Here is a 15,289-nt window from a genome sequence, read left to right as displayed (position 1 = left end):
TTCAGTGGTCGCGGGTGAGCAGCTGTCCCTTCGGCTCGGTGAACTCGCCGTCCGCGACGATGCGTTCACCGCGCAGCCAGGTCGACTTCACGACGCCGTACAGGGTCTTGCCCGCGTACGCCGTCACGCGGTTGCGGTGCTGGAGGGCCGCCGGGTCCACCGTGAACGTCTCGTCCGGTGCGAGGACCGCGAAGTCGGCGTCGCGGCCGGCCTCGATGGCTCCCTTGCGGGTGTCCAGGCCGACCAGTTCCGCCGTGCGCGAGGACATCCAGCGGACCACGTCCTCCAGGCCGTGCCCGCGCCTGCGCGCCTCGGTCCACACCGCGGCCAGGCTCAGCTGCAGGCCGGAGATGCCGCCCCAGGCGGTCGCGAAGTCGTCCGTCTTGAGGTCGGCCGTGGACGGGGAGTGGTCGGTGACCACGCAGTCGATGGTGCCGTCCGCCAGCGCCTGCCAGAGCAGGTCCTGGTTGGCGGCCTCGCGGATGGGCGGGCAGCACTTGAACTCGCTTGCGCCGTCCGGGACTTCCTCGGCCGTCAGGGTCAGATAGTGGGGGCAGGTCTCGACCGTGATACGCACGCCCTCCGCCTTCGCCTCGGCGATCAGCGGGAGTGCGTCGCTCGACGACAGGTGCAGGACGTGCACGCGCGCGCCCAGGCGTTTCGCCTGGCCGATGAGCTGGGCGATCGCCGTGTCCTCGGCGTCGCGCGGGCGGGAGGCGAGGAAGTCGGCGTACTTGGGGCCGCCGTGCTGCGGGGCCGCGTCCAGGTGGTGCGGGTCCTCGGCGTGCACGATCAGCAGGCCGCCGAAGGAGGCGATCTCGGCCAGGGACTGGGCGAGTTGATCGTGGTCGAGATGCGGGAACTCGTCCACCCCGGACGGCGAGAGGAAGGCCTTGAAGCCGAAGACGCCGGACTCGTGCAGCGGGCGCAGGTCCTTGACGTTGTCGGGCAGGGCGCCGCCCCAGAAGCCGACGTCGATGTGCGCCTTGTCGGCGGCGACGTCCTGCTTCGTACGGAGGTTGTCGACCGTCGTCGTCGGCGGCAGGGAGTTGAGCGGCATGTCGACGAGGGTGGTGATGCCGCCGGCCGCTGCCGCACGGGTGGCGGTCCAGAAGCCCTCCCACTCGGTGCGTCCGGGGTCGTTGACGTGCACGTGCGTGTCGACGAGGCCGGGCAGCAGGACGTCGCCGCCGAAGTCCTCCAGGCGGGCGTCCGGCGGTACGGGGGCGTCGTACGGGAGTACGGCCGTGATCCTGCCCCCGGCGACCGTGACCGTGGCGGGACGCGTTCCCTCGGGTGTGATGACGCGTGTCGAGCGCAGCACCAGTTCTGTGTCGGACACCCGGACCCCTCTCAGCCGCCGCGATGTACTTCCACGCGATTTACTTCCACGTAACGGAATTCAACTTTCTGTTGAAGGAGTCTTCACTCCCGCTTCCGCGCCGTCAAGGGCACACTTCTCCACAGTGCACCCCCTGCACCCCCTCTGGACGTTTCCACAAAGCGGAATTAGAATTCCAGCAAGCAGAACGTAGCTATGTACAAGCAGGGAGTCAACCGACCGGCGGGTAGGCTTCTGCCCTTCCCGCCAGTCCCGAAAGGAACGCGCCGTGCCGACGTCCAGCGCCAGCGACGCCCCCGCAGTAGACGCCGCCGCCAAGTCCAACGGCGGTGGCGTCCAGTCCCTCGAGCGCGCCTTCGATCTGCTGGAACGGATGGCGGACGCTGGCGGCGAGGTCGGGCTGAGCGAGCTCTCCGCGAGCAGCGGACTGCCGCTGCCCACCATCCACCGTCTGATGCGCACGCTCGTGGCCTGCGGGTACGTCCGCCAGCAGGCCAACCGGCGGTATGCGCTCGGCCCGCGCCTGATCCGTCTCGGCGAGTCCGCCGCCCGGCTGCTCGGCACCTGGGCGCGCCCCTATCTGGCCCGTCTGGTCGAGGAGACCGGCGAGACGGCGAACATGGCACTGCTCGACGGCGACGAGATCGTCTACGTGGCCCAGGTGCCGTCCAAGCACTCGATGCGGATGTTCACCGAGGTGGGCCGCCGGGTGCTCCCGCACTCCACGGGCGTCGGCAAGGCGCTGCTCGCGAACACCCCGGACGACGAGGTGCGCGCCCTGCTCTCCCGCACCGGCATGCCCGCAGCGACGGACAGGACGATCACCACACCGGAGGGCTTCCTGGCCGCCCTGGCGGACGTGCGCCGGGACGGTTACGCGGTCGACGACAACGAGCAGGAGATGGGGGTGCGCTGCCTCGCCGTCTCCGTGCCCAACTCCCCCACCGCCGCCGCCATTTCGATCTCGGGCCCCGCGGGCCGGGTCACGGAGGCGGCCACGGACAAGATCGTGCCGGTGCTGCAGCAGGTGGCGGTGGAGCTGTCGGAGGCACTCGCAAGCTCGGGACCGGCGGCCTAGCCTGGAAACCGGGGGGACCGGCAGTCCGGCAGCGGAGCGAGGTGTCCACCATGCTGCAGGAGAACAAGCACTGGTCCTCGGGGAAGTGGCAGGTCAAGCAGGGAAACGCCGACGAGTTCATCGACCGCTGGCGGGACTTCCTGACCTGGACCAAGGAGGCGAACGAGGGGTTCCTCGGGGCTCGCCTGGTCCGCGACGTCCGCAACCCGAACTCCTTCGTGTCCTTCGCCAGCTGGCAGGACCTCGACGCGATGCGCGCCTGGCAGAACTCCCCCGAGTTCAAGGAGCGCTTCGACGCGGCCTACGTGCTGTGCGAGGACATGCAGAGCAGCGGCTACGAACTGGTCGTCGAGATCTGAGCGGGCCTCAAAAGCGACTCAGCGGCGCGGTGGTTCCCCGAACAGGTCCACCGCGTCGCGTACGTCCGACAGCCCCCTGGCCAGCGCGCTCACGGACCCGATCGCCCCGGCGATCAGCAGCAGCGACCGGCGCAGGCGGGGGATTTCGGGGGCGCCGTCGATCGTCATCGCGGCCAGTGCGGCGAGTTCGTCCTCGGCTATGCCGCGGTCGGGGAACTCGGCGGGGTGCGCGGCGAGTTCGCGGCGCAGCCGGGACACCGCGGTCCGCAGTTCCGCCACTCTCGGGTCCTCGTCGCTGCCGGTCACTGGCCTCTGCCCCAAGCTCCGCAACACAGCTCTCCCCCTCGCACGCCCTCGTGCGCAGTCTCTTCGCGTTCCCGCAGTGCAGCCCCGTGGCGGTGGTCGGGCGCCGGGGGACGCGGGTCAGTAAACGCCACCCGATGCCCGGTGCGCCACCGTGCGGACCGAAATTCAGCCCCAGGAAACCGGGCGCTCGCCTTGGCGTCAGGTATGCAGGACCCATGACGGAGAACGAACAGCAGGTGGCCGGGCTGATCCTCGCCGCCGGCGGCGGGCGGCGGCTCGGCGGACGCCCCAAGGCGCTGCTTCAGCACCGTGGACGGCCGCTCGTCGAGCACGCGGTCCGTGTACTGCGCGCGGCCGGCTGCACCCGTATCCACGTGGTCCTGGGGGCGCGGGCCGACGCCGTACGGGAGCGGGCCGAGCTGGACGGGTGCGTGCTCGTGGAGAACCCCGAGTGGGAGCAGGGCATGGGCACCTCACTGCGGGCCGGGCTGGACTCACTGGCCGGTACGGGTGCGCGGGCCGCGCTCGTCTCGCTCGTCGACCAGCCGGGGATCGGCCCGGAGGCGGCAGAACGGGTGCTGGCCGCCTACCGGGACGAGTCGTCCCTCGTCTCGGCCGCCTACGACGGCGTACGCGGTCACCCCGTTCTGTTCGGCAACGCGCACTGGGCGGGCATCGCCGAGACGGCGACCGGGGACCGCGGAGCCCGCGCCTACCTCAAGGCACACGAGCCGGCGATCACGCTCGTCGAGTGCGGGGACGTGGCACAGCCGTACGACATCGACACGGAAGCCGATCTGGTCCACCTTGAGTGAACCTTGAACTTTGAGTGACCGGGGTGGCACCGAGCGCCACCTTCCCTCGACCCGGAGAATCTCGATATCAACAAACCATTGAACTTCCACAATGAGGAAACTAGTATCCACTGTTCAGAAGCGCCCTACCGCTCCAGGGGCGCCGCTCGCCGTACCCGGTTCGACTGGCACCCGGTGCCACCGCTGAAGGAAGTGACAGCTCATGTCCGCACCAGCGCCGTCCCCGCTGGCCATCGTCGACGCCGAGCCGCTGCCGCGGCAGGAGGAGGTCCTCACGGAGGCGGCCCTGGCCTTCGTGGCCGAGCTGCACCGGCGGTTCACGCCGCGCCGTGACGAACTCCTCGCCCGCCGCGCGGAGCGCCGCGCCGAGATCGCCCGCACCTCCACGCTCGACTTCCTCCCGGAGACGGCCGCGATCCGCGCCGACGACTCCTGGAAGGTGGCCCCCTCCCCCGCCGCCCTGAACGACCGCCGCGTCGAGATCACCGGCCCCACCGACCGCAAGATGACCATCAACGCCCTCAACTCGGGCGCCAAGGTCTGGCTCGCGGACTTCGAGGACGCCTCCGCGCCGACCTGGGAGAACGTCGTCCTCGGTCAGATCAACCTGGCCGACGCGTACACCCGCACCATCGACTTCACCGACCCGGCGAGCGGCAAGTCGTACGCCCTGCGCCCGAACGAGGAGCTGGCCACGGTCGTCATGCGCCCGCGCGGCTGGCACCTGAACGAGCGGCACCTCGTCGACGCAAACGGCACACCGGTCCCCGGCGCCTTCGTCGACTTCGGGCTGTACTTCTTCCACAACGCCCAGCGTCTGCTCGACCTCGGCAAGGGCCCGTACTTCTACCTCCCGAAGACCGAGTCGCACCTCGAAGCCCGCCTGTGGAACGACGTGTTCGTCTTCGCCCAGGACTACGTCGGCATCCCGCAGGGCACCATCCGCGCCACCGTCCTGATCGAGACGATCACGGCGGCGTACGAGATGGAGGAGATCCTCTACGAACTCCGCGACCACGCCTCGGGGTTGAACGCCGGCCGCTGGGACTACCTGTTCTCCATCGTCAAGAACTTCCGTGACGGCGGCGCCAAGTTCGTCCTGCCGGACCGCAACGCGGTCACGATGACGGCCCCGTTCATGCGGGCGTACACCGAACTCCTCGTCCGCACCTGCCACAAGCGCGGCGCGCACGCGATCGGCGGCATGGCGGCGTTCATCCCCTCCCGTCGGGACGCCGAGGTCAACAAGGTGGCCTTCGAGAAGGTCCGCGCCGACAAGGACCGTGAGGCGGGCGACGGCTTCGACGGCTCCTGGGTCGCCCACCCCGACCTGGTCCCGATCGCCATGGAGTCCTTCGACAAGGTGCTCGGCGACAAGCCCAACCAGAAGGACCGGCTGCGCGAGGACGTCCACGTCGAGGCCGCCGACCTGATCGCCGTCGACTCCCTGGACGCCAAGCCGACGTACAACGGCCTGGTCAACGCCGTCCAAGTGGGCATCCGTTACATCGAGGCCTGGCTGCGCGGCCTCGGCGCGGTCGCCATCTTCAACCTCATGGAGGACGCGGCCACCGCGGAGATCTCCCGCTCGCAGATCTGGCAGTGGATCAACGCGGGCGTCGAGTTCGAGAACGGTGAGAAGGCCACTCCGGAGCTGGCCCGCAAGGTCGCCGCCGAGGAGCTGTCGAACATCCGCAAGGAGATCGGCGAGGAGGCCTTCGCGGCCGGTCACTGGCAGCAGGCCCACGACCTGCTGCTCCAGGTCTCCCTCGACGAGAACTACGCGGACTTCCTCACGCTGCCCGCGTACGAGCAGCTCAAGGGCTGACCTACTGGCTGTTCTGCTCCTGCGACGCCTTGTCCGAGTGGCCCAGGGACCTTCCCGGGGCCACTCGGTCGCGTACGGCCTGCTTCACGGCCGTCGGCTCCGGGAAGCCCTGTTCGCGGCGGTCCCAGACCACCTCGTCGTCGACCCGGACGACGAAGACACCGCCGGTGCCGGGCTTGAGCGACAGCTCGGTCAGCTCCGTCTCGAAGGTGGTCAGCAGCTCCTGTGCCAGCCAGGCCGCGCGGGGCAGCCAGCGGCACTGGGTGCAGTACTCGATCTGTACGACAGGGTTCACGGGGCTCATCCGAGGTGCACCGACCAATCCTGTTCCGCCGCCGGTTTGCCGTGCAGGTCGGGGACCCGCTTCAGCCAGTTCGGGCGGCCTTGCTGGGTACGCGCCGTCCGGAGGGCCTCCTCGGCGGCGAGTTCCTCCCGGGTGGGGAAGTCGGTGGGGAGCCAGTCCGCGGAGGCCTGCACGCGCGCGTGGAGGTAGTCCACGTAGGCGGCCCGGATGTCGTCCGGGGTCGCGAAGCCCTCCTCTCCGGCCAGCCAGGCGTCGGGGACCTCCGCGGCGATGTCCCGCAGCAGCTCCCGCGTGACCTTCGGCGCCAGCTCCGCGTCGGCCGCCCGTACGTCGGGCGCGTAGTGGCCGAGGGCGTGATGCCGGAAGTCGTACGCCTTGGTGGGGTCCGAGCTGTCCCAGCGGTGGTGGAAGACGAGGGCCGCCCCGTGGTCGATCAGCCACAGGCGCGGGGGCACGATCCCGAGCGTGGGCCAGACCATCAGGTTCGAGCTGTGGACCGTGCGGTCCACGTTCACGGTCAGCGCGTCGAGCCAGACGATACGGCCCGCCTCCAGCGCGTCGACCGGGAACGACTTCGCGACCTCCGGGGTGAAGTCCCACGCGCCCGGCAGATAGTCCATGCCGAGGTTGATCCCCGCGCTGGCGCTGTGGAGTTCCCGCACCTCCTGGTGGGGCTCGCCGTCGGCGATCGCGGGGTCGAAGTGCACCAGCACCAGTTCGGGGAAGCGCAGTCCGAGCGCCCGGGCCAGCTCACCGACGATCACTTCGGCGACCAGCGCCTTGTGTCCCTGCGCGGAGCCGGTGAACTTCACGACGTACGTGCCCAGGTCGTCGGCCTCGACGACGCCGGGGACGGAGCCGCCGGACCGCAGAGGGGCGACGTAGCGGGTCGCGGTGACCTTTCTCAGCATGTTCTCAGGTCACCACCTTCATTGACCTTGCCATCCATGGTGGACCTCGTAGGTGCCTGTCAGCGGGAATTGCCCGTCAGTAGCCCTGGGGAGAATCTGGGGAGTTTCGACCGACGGCATGCGATCTCCTGCCTCCCCAGCAACCCGTCCATGGCCGTCCGTCCCTTGCTTCCGGCCTCCGGCATGAAGTGAGCATAGTAACCGAGGGTGATTGCCGCTTGTCGTCGACGGCCGCCTCCAGGACGTCGCGCGGGTCTCCGGACTCGCCCCGCTCCTCGTCCGTCGCTGCCCGACGAAGCCACGCACGGACGCTAGTTCAGCACGATGCGCCAGCGGTTGTCGGCGGTGCCGTCGTCCGCGTCCTGGACCGCGAACGCGCCGACGGCGGTGGAGTTGCCCGCGATGGCGAGCAGTTTGCCGCTGTTCACGTTGCGGATCTTGTAGGTCCCGTCGCCCTGGTCGAGCAGGGTCCATTTGTGGTCGGCGGTGCCGTTGTCCGACCACTGCAGAACGGTCGCGCCGTCTGCCGTGTCCATGTTCAGGACGCCGAGCACCTTGCCGCTGTTGGCGTTGCGGAAGCGGACCGCGCTTCCATCAGTGATCATTTCCCAGTTGTGGTCGGCGGTGCCGTTGTCCGTCCACTGCAGAGCGCGGCCGCCGTTGGCCGTGGACATGTTCTGAATGCCCAGCAGGAGACCGCTGCTCGCGTTGGCGAGACGGACGGTATTGCCCGTGGTGTTCCAGTAGACGGTGTAGTTGAAGCCGTGCGCGTCGTGGAACGGGCCCAGGTTGACGGTGGAGCCGCCCGCGGTGGCGGTGAAGGCGAGCGAACTGCTGCTGGTCCGCTTGACCGAGGACGTGTCCAGCGTGGGGAGCGAGCTGAGAGCGGTGTCGCCGTAGTTGCCGGCCAGGACCACCGGGCCGTAGGTGATCGCGGCGACGTTCGCGTTGTCGTTGGCCGGCCGCATGCCGATCCGCATGGGCAGGCGGATGGTGACCGTGTCGCCGGAGGTCCACGAGCGGTTCAGGGTGGCGTAACTGCCGGGCGTGGTGGTGATGTTCTGCGCGACGCCGTTGACGCCGATGGTGGCCCCGGTGGTCCAGCTCGGTATACGGATGCGCATCGCCCACGTTCCGCTGACACTGCCGGTGACCTGAAGGGTCGTCGTGTCGCTGACAGGGAAGGTCGTCGTCTGGGTGACGGTGATACCCCGCTCCGTCCAGGTGAGCACCGACGGCACGAACAGGTTCACGGTCAGCGTGGTGTCGTCGTGGAAGTAGATGGAGTCCATCAGCCTGGTGTGCATCTCCAGGCCCGTGCCCTGGCAGCACCAGAAGGTGCCGTAGTCGGTGCTCCAGGTGCCGCCGCCCAACGCCGGGCCGACACCGCGTCGGCCTCCCGGTTTGAGGGGGGTGAAGTAGGTGACGTGGCCGTGGTCGTCGGCCGGGTTCTGCTGGCCGATGATCTGGTTGAGCCACGCCCGCTCGTAGTAGTCGAACAGCGCGACGCGGTTCGGGTCCAGCGTGAACAGCTCCCGGGTGAGGGTGAGCATGTTGATGGTGTTGCAGCTTTCGCACGTGTCGTTGTTCAGGTAGCCGGCGATGGCGTTCGGGGCGCGGAAGTGCTCCGCCTGGCTGTTGCCGCCGATGGCGTAGGTGTGCGCGTCGACGGTGATGTTCCAGGCGTTGGTGGCGATGTCGCGGTAGCGGGTGGTGCCGGTGGCCTTGTACTCCCGGGCGGCCCCGATCCACTTGGGCACCTGGGTGTTGGCGTGCAGTCCGTTGAACTGGTCCTGGTCGGCCGCCAGGGGGTCGAACACCGCGGCGTGGTCGAACCGCTGGGCGACGGTGAGCCACCGCGCGTCGTCTGTCTGCTGGTAGAGATCGGTCAGCACGGCGTTCATGCCGCCGAACTCGATGCGCAGCATGGTCTGCATCTGCTGGGTGGTCAGCCGGCCGGTGCGCCAGTCGACCCATCCGGCCAGGGCGAGGAGCACGTCCCGGGCTTGTGTGCTGCCGATGTGCCGCCATACGTCCAGCAGGCCGGTGAGGGTCTTGTGGATGGTGTAGTACAGCACCTCGCCACTGGTTCCCTGCTCTAGAGCAGTGAAGTTGGACTCGGGGTAGCCGGAGAGGTACCCCGGGTTGAAGCCGGCAGCGCTGTTGTTGGCCTGGCACTTGGCCAGTTCCGCGACCATGTAGGTGGCCTTGTCCCGGCAGGTGGTGTCCCCGGTCACGGCGTACGACTGTGCCCATGCCGTGAGGAAGTGTCCCTGGATGTGGGTGCGGAAGCCGAAGTTCGGCGCGTCCCAGCCGCCGTTGGCGGTCGCACCGTTGGTGGACAGCTTGTGGGTGGCGCGGAAGTTGTACAGCAGCCGGTCGACATCGATGAACCGCAGGTAGTTCTGGGTGCGGTTCTGGTTGTCCAGCCACCGGCTCGCGGTGAGCCGGACCTGGCCGAGTTCGAAGGGGTGCGCCAGGACCCCGATGTCGGTCCTCGCGGGGGCGATGGCCGCTTGGGCAGCAGACGCGCCGAGGAAGGGTCCGGTGGCAGAGGCGGCCACGGTGGCCCCGGCCAGTTGCAGGAGACGACGTCTGCTGACGGAGGGAGACATCTTGAGCCTTTCGCTAGGGCAGGGCGACTGCTTGGACTTTTGATGTGCCGGCTCACACGTCCGACGGTGGGGCGTGGCGCGTCACGGGCCTGTGCGCTGCCGACGAGGCGCCCTACGGCCGACAGGCCGACGACACCTTCCTCACGCGGTTCGACTTTTCAAACGTCGTTCGAAATATGGAACGTGGATCTTCGCTGACGCATGGGATGGATTAACGGACATGGACGTTGCTCGTGTCCAGACGTGTGAACACAAAATTCTTGCGAGGAGGCCGGGGTGCGCGAAGGCTCCGCCCGCGGCCACCGAGGGGTGGCGAGACCGACGAGCTGCGGCGCCCGTGGCCTTGGGCACGGTGCGCCGACCGATCTCTCGTGTCGCGTGCATGCACAGGAGACGGGGGGACGGCGGGGCGATAACAGAAACCGGGCCGCCGGTGCGGTGTGCTGGGGGTTACGCGGGCGGGGGTGATCGCTCATTTGTACGTTCGGTTAATCGAATGTGTCGGATGTATTGACGCGCTCTCTTTTTCGGATTTAGCCTCTGCCCGATTTCACGAACAGCGTTCGATATATCGTCCAACATGCCTGATCGGACAGTGAGTTGCCAATGAAGGCTTCCGGCCGAAGCGCCCCCACCTGAAACGCCTTCACGGGCGCCGAGAAGCACAGACACCCGGCCCGCGCCGCAACCGCCCCACCTGGGCGGACGCACCTGCTCGCACGCCCTGACCCGCCGTCACCACGGCGCCCTGGGCGAAGCGGTGAAACACCGTCGTTCGGATCCCCCTTCCGGCCCGCGCGGTGTCCGAGTCCTGTCCCGCCCGTTCCGAGACCAAGTTCCCCCCGCCACCCCGCTCCCCCTTCGCCCGGCGGTGGCACCCGCACCCGACAGGAGATCCGATGTCTGCGCTCCGCGCCCGGCTGACGGTGATATTGCTCGCCGTCTGCCTCCTCTTCACGGGGCAAGCCCTGACCACGCCGCAGCGGGCGGCCGCCGCCGACCCCGGCTACCTGATGGTGCACTTCACCGGCGACTCCGCGACCGGTCAGATGCTGTACCTCGCCCACAGCACGGACGGCCTGCACTGGAACGACCTCAACGGCGGAGCGCCGGTCCTCAACTCCAAGATCGGCACGAAGGGGGTGCGCGACCCCGCACTGGTGCGCTCCCCCGACGGCAGCAAGTACTGGATCATCGCGACCGACCTGTGCATCAACTGCGGCTCGACGTACACCAACGGCAGCCCCAACTTCGTGGTGTGGGAGTCGACCGACCTGGTCACCTGGTCGAAGCCGTGGCTGCTCGGCGCCGCCGGACTGATCCCCGGCGGAAAGAACGCCTGGGCACCGGAGGCGATCTGGAACCCCGAGACCAACGACTACGTCCTGTACTGGGCGACGAACGCCACGGTCAACGGCATCTTCAAGTACCGCATCTACGCCGCCCGCACCAAGGACTTCCGCACCATCACCACCCCGCAGATCTGGATCGACCCGCCCGGCAGCACCCCGGTCGTCGACACCCAGATGACCGAGGTGCCCGCAGGTACCGGCCCCTACCGCTACCTGAGGGTCTCCGGCGACGGCCAGAACAACGTCGAGGGCAGCAACTCGATCCTGGGGACGTGGACCAACCTCGGCAACCTCTCCAGCATCGGCCTCACCGGCAACGTGGTCGAAGGCCCGGTCTGGATGAAGTTCAGGGACCGCAATGAGTGGGCCCTCTACATCGACTACAACAACCCGCAGGGCGTCCGTGAGTACCGGCCGATCCTGACGACCAACCCCTTCGACGTCAGCACCTACCGGCTTCAGGATGCGACCAGCTACGACATGGGCGGCACCCCGAAGCGCCACGGCGCGATCATGACCCTCACGGCCGCCGAGGAGAGCCGCGTGCTCGCCCGCTGGCTCAACACCCCGGCGCAGCGGCTCCAGTCGTACAACTTCCAGGACCGGTACGTGCGCCAGATCAACTTCGACGTGCGCATCGACCCGAACGTCAGCCCCGTCGAGGACTCCCAGTTCCGGATCAGGCCCGGCCTCGCGGGCACCGGCACCGTCTCCTTCGAGTCGGTGAACTACCCCGGGTACTTCCTGCGGCACGCGAACTACGACTTCCAGCTCGCCCTCTACGACGGCAGCGCCCAGTTCGCCGCGGACGCCACCTTCCGGAAGGTCGCCGGGCTCGCCGACGCCACCTGGTCGTCGTTCCAGTCGTACAACCACCCCGACCACTACATCCGCCACTACGCCTACTACCTGAAGCTCGACCCGATCACCACGGCGACGGGACGCAGCGACGCCACCTTCCGCGTGACGAGCTGACCCGGCCCTCTCTCACGGTGAAGCCCGACCCTGAGCGCTCTGCGGAGTCCGCCGCTCCGGCAGCGGACCCCACAGCTCCGGCGACGGCGCCCGCCTCCTCAGCCGGCCCACGGAGCCACCGGCCGGGCCGGGTTGCCGCCGTGACGGCGGCACCCGGGAGTTCGTCGACACTCACGTCACACCCCACCTCGAAAAGGAGTCCTTCGTGATCAAGCCACTCTGGATGCTCGGCGTCAGACGCGCGTTGCTGGCGGCCGGTGCCACCGCCGCGCTCGCCGCCGGACTGCTCACCGCCACGGCCGCCCCCTCGCAGGCCGCCACCCAGGGGCCGTGCGACATCTACGCCGCGGGCAACACCCCCTGTGTGGCCGCGCACAGCACCACCCGCGCCCTGTACGGGGCGTACAACGGCCCGCTGTACCAGGTCAAGCGCGCTTCCGACAACGCGACCAAGGACATCGGCCTGCTGAGCGCGGGCGGATACGCCGACGCCGCACAGCAGGACTCCTTCTGCGCCAACACCACCTGCGTCATCACCGTCATCTACGACCAGTCCCCCAAGGGCAACAACCTCACCCAGGCACCCGGGGGCGGAGCCGCCGGCGGTCCGGACAACCTCGCCAACGCCGTCGAGGCGCCGGTCACCGTCGGCGGACACAAGGCGTACGGCGTCTACATCGCCCCCGGCACCGGCTACCGCAACAACAACACCAACGGCATCGCCACCGGCGACCAGCCCGAGGGCATGTACGCCATCTTCAACGGCAAGCACTTCAACGGCGGCTGCTGCTTCGACTACGGCAACGCCGAGACCAACAGCCTGGACACCGGCAACGGCCACATGGAGGCCCTCTACTTCGGCAACAACAAGGGCTGGGGCTGGGGCAGCGGCAACGGCCCCTGGGTCATGGCCGACCTGGAGAACGGTCTCTTCTCCGGAGTCAACCGCGGACTCAACGCGGGTAACCCCAGTGTCGACCACCGGTTCCTGACCGCCATGCTCAAGGGCGGCGCGAACCAGTGGGCCCTGCGCGGCGGCGACGCCCAGTCGGGCGGCCTGTCCACCTTCTACAACGGAATACGCCCCACCGCCTCCGGCTACAACCCGATGCACAAGGAAGGCGCGATCATCCTCGGCATCGGCGGTGACAACAGCAAGTGGGCCCAGGGCACCTTCTACGAAGGCGTCATGACCCAGGGCTACCCCTCGGACGCCACCGAGAACGCCGTACAGGCCAACATCACCGCCGCCAACTACGACGGCGGCTCGACCAGCACCGGAACCCTCACCCCCGGCTCCCGGATCTCTCTCAAGGCCACCACCTCGCCCTGCTGCACCTCGCACTACCTGCGCCACAACGACGCCGACTCCAAGGTCGTCATCTCCAACATCACGTCCACCAGCTCGGCCACCGACAAGGCCGACGCCACCTGGATCGTCCGGGCCGGACTGGCCAACCCCTCGTGTGTGTCCTTCGAGTCCGTCGACAAGCCCGGCCAGTTCCTGCGCCACTACAACTACCAGCTCAACCTGAACTTCGACGACGGCGGAAGCAACTTCGCGAAGGACGCCACCTTCTGCCCCACCGCGGGCAACAGCGGCGTCGGCACCTCCTTCCAGTCCGCCAACTTCCCGACGAAGTACCTCCGCCACTACAACTACACGGTCTACATCGCCAGCAACGGCGGCTCCAACGCCTTTGACTCCGCGACGTCATGGGCCCAGGACACCAGCTGGCTCACCTCGGCTCCCTGGAGCTGACGAGGGACCGAACCCGTGGGCGGCTCCGGGCCGGGGCCGCCCACGGGTTCTTCGTCCGCCCGCACCTTCCTACGCCCCGGAGGCAGCAGATGAGCGCCACCCCCCTCCCGTCGCGCCGGCTGTTCCTCGGCATGGCCGCGGCCGTGCCGCTGTCCATGACCGGTGCGCTGACCCTCGGCAGCCGGTCCGCGAGCGCCGCGACGGCCTCCCCGTTCGTCATGGCCTACTTCACCCAGTCACCGAGAAACCTCGGTACGGACTACGGCCTGCACCTCGCCGTCAGCACCGACGCGCTGCAGTGGATGCCGCTGAACCAGAACAACCCCGTCGTCACCCCCACCGCGGGCGACGGCGGTCTGCGCGACCCCGTCATCCTGCCCAAGCAGGACGGCACCTACGTCGTCATGGCGACCAATCTGAAGGGCACCGACTGGACCAAGAAGACGCCGTACATCCACGTCTGGGACTCCGCCGACCTGCGCTCCTTCGACAACTACCGTCTGCTGAAACTGCACGACATGGCCACCCACACCTGGGCACCCGACGCCTTCTGGGACCCCTCCCGCGGCCAGTACGCCATCATCTACTCGGCCGTGAGCAGCAGCGGACACAACGTGATCATGGTCAACTACACCACGGACTTCCAGACCGTGACGTCGCCGCAGGTCTTCTTCGACCCGGGCTACGACGTCATCGACGGCACCCTGGCGAAGGACGTGAACGGCGTCAACTACCTGTACTACAAAGGCCACAACAGCCTCACGGGTGCGAAGTCCACCTCCCTCGCTCCTGGCAGCTTCACCCAGTTCACCTCGGGTCTGGCGCCCCAGGGAGGCATCGAGGGCCCGATCCTCGCCCAGGTCGCCGGCACCTGGTACCTGTGGGGCGACGCCAACGCGCTCTTCTACGCCTACCAGACCAACGACCTCTCCACCGGCACCTGGACCGCCACCGACCGGCGCCTCTACACCCAGCCGCTGAACTCCAAGCACGCCGACATCAAGCCGATTCCCCAGACGGTGTACGACAGCATGGTCGCCAAGTGGGGAAAGCCGGCCTGGAACCGGCTGAAGTCCTACAACTTCCCGGACAGATACTGGCGGCAGGTCGACGCGCTCGGCCGCATCGACCCGTACCCGTTCGATCCGTACACCGACTCGCAATGGAAGCTGGTGCCGGGGCTGGCCGACCCCTCCGGCGTCTCCTTCCAGTCCGTCACCGACCCGACCCGCCACCTGCGGCACTCCTACTTCCAGCTGCGACTGGACGCCAACGACGGCACCGCGAAATTCGCCCAGGACGCCACCTTCCACAAGACGTCCGGGCTCGCCGACCCGTCCTGGTCGTCGTTCCGCTCCCACAACTACCCGGACCGCTACATCCGGCACTACGACTACGCGCTGCGTATCGACCCGATCTCCACCGCCACCGGCAGAGCCGACGCCACCTTCTCCGTCTGGTACTGAGCTCGGCGTTTGTCCTGCCCCGCCCGCAGTTCGCATCGAGAGGGTTCACGTCGGTCCTGGACCGTTGTCCATCCCTGCTGTGACCTGAGATGATTCGGCCCGAATCATGATCACGAGAGAGTCCAGGCATGCAGACTCGGAGACCGGGCAGGCCCAGCACCGTGGCCTGCCGGAGC

The 15,289-nt window shown here is 68.4% G+C and carries 12 protein-coding genes; 7 read left to right on the top strand and 5 right to left on the bottom strand.

Annotated elements, in window-relative coordinates; translation table 11 throughout:
* Position 1 precedes the first annotated feature (1 nt).
* Positions 2-1,342 carry an allantoinase AllB gene (gene allB, locus ACWDAG_RS23955; protein ID WP_450697592.1) on the bottom strand — a complete coding sequence of 447 codons (1,341 nt, stop codon included), beginning with the start codon at positions 1,340-1,342 and terminating at the stop codon, positions 2-4.
* Between the two features lie 268 nt (positions 1,343-1,610).
* On the opposite strand from allB, the gene ACWDAG_RS23950 reads away from it, so the two are divergent.
* Together ACWDAG_RS23950 and ACWDAG_RS23945 are read left to right on the top strand one after the other, a co-directional pair.
* Entirely contained in the window at positions 1,611-2,420 is an 810-nt protein-coding gene (locus ACWDAG_RS23950; protein WP_450697591.1) for an IclR family transcriptional regulator, read from the top strand.
* 50 nt (positions 2,421-2,470) lie between these two features.
* Entirely contained in the window at positions 2,471-2,779 is a 309-nt protein-coding gene (locus ACWDAG_RS23945) for an antibiotic biosynthesis monooxygenase family protein (RefSeq protein ID WP_450697590.1), read from the top strand.
* 18 nt (positions 2,780-2,797) lie between these two features.
* Here ACWDAG_RS23945 and ACWDAG_RS23940 read toward each other — a convergent pair whose 3' ends face one another.
* Positions 2,798-3,085: a DUF5955 family protein gene (locus tag ACWDAG_RS23940; RefSeq protein ID WP_450697589.1), complete on the bottom strand. Its 288-nt coding sequence runs from the start codon at positions 3,083-3,085 to the stop codon at positions 2,798-2,800.
* Between the two features lie 215 nt (positions 3,086-3,300).
* Between ACWDAG_RS23940 and ACWDAG_RS23935 the strand changes: the two genes are divergently transcribed.
* Positions 3,301-3,900, top strand: coding sequence for a nucleotidyltransferase family protein (locus tag ACWDAG_RS23935; RefSeq protein WP_450697588.1), 600 nt, complete (start codon positions 3,301-3,303; stop codon positions 3,898-3,900).
* Positions 3,901-4,102: 202 nt separating this feature from the next.
* Complete coding sequence (aceB, locus tag ACWDAG_RS23930) at positions 4,103-5,728, top strand: malate synthase A (RefSeq protein WP_450697587.1); 1,626 nt, start codon at positions 4,103-4,105, stop codon at positions 5,726-5,728.
* Between the two features lies 1 nt (position 5,729).
* Here the strand turns inward: aceB and ACWDAG_RS23925 are convergent, their stop codons facing one another.
* The 3 genes from ACWDAG_RS23925 to ACWDAG_RS23915 all read right to left on the bottom strand — a co-directional run bounded on the left by ACWDAG_RS23925 (position 5,730) and on the right by ACWDAG_RS23915 (position 9,558).
* Positions 5,730-6,023: a SelT/SelW/SelH family protein gene (locus ACWDAG_RS23925; RefSeq protein ID WP_450697586.1), complete on the bottom strand. Its 294-nt coding sequence runs from the start codon at positions 6,021-6,023 to the stop codon at positions 5,730-5,732.
* Between the two features lie 5 nt (positions 6,024-6,028).
* Positions 6,029-6,943, bottom strand: coding sequence for a HipA family kinase (locus ACWDAG_RS23920; protein WP_450697585.1), 915 nt, complete (start codon positions 6,941-6,943; stop codon positions 6,029-6,031).
* Positions 6,944-7,254: 311 nt separating this feature from the next.
* Complete coding sequence (locus ACWDAG_RS23915) at positions 7,255-9,558, bottom strand: beta-L-arabinofuranosidase domain-containing protein (protein ID WP_450697584.1); 2,304 nt, start codon at positions 9,556-9,558, stop codon at positions 7,255-7,257.
* Positions 9,559-10,457: 899 nt separating this feature from the next.
* Between ACWDAG_RS23915 and ACWDAG_RS23910 the strand changes: the two genes are divergently transcribed.
* The 3 genes from ACWDAG_RS23910 to ACWDAG_RS23900 all read left to right on the top strand — a co-directional run bounded on the left by ACWDAG_RS23910 (position 10,458) and on the right by ACWDAG_RS23900 (position 15,113).
* Positions 10,458-11,885, top strand: a complete 1,428-nt coding sequence (locus ACWDAG_RS23910) for a glycoside hydrolase family 43 protein (RefSeq protein WP_450697583.1) — start codon at positions 10,458-10,460, stop codon at positions 11,883-11,885.
* Positions 11,886-12,108: 223 nt separating this feature from the next.
* Positions 12,109-13,647 carry an alpha-L-arabinofuranosidase B gene (locus tag ACWDAG_RS23905; RefSeq protein ID WP_450697615.1) on the top strand — a complete coding sequence of 513 codons (1,539 nt, stop codon included), beginning with the start codon at positions 12,109-12,111 and terminating at the stop codon, positions 13,645-13,647.
* 89 nt (positions 13,648-13,736) lie between these two features.
* A complete protein-coding gene (locus tag ACWDAG_RS23900) occupies positions 13,737-15,113 on the top strand; it encodes a glycoside hydrolase family 43 protein (RefSeq protein ID WP_450697582.1) in 1,377 nt (458 codons plus the stop codon).
* Positions 15,114-15,289: the final 176 nt, after the last annotated feature.

The sequence above is a fragment of the Streptomyces sp. NPDC001157 genome (assembly GCF_053598255.1).
The sequence above is the reverse complement of the archived record's forward strand: the minus strand, read 5'-3'. Positions and strand labels throughout refer to the sequence as shown.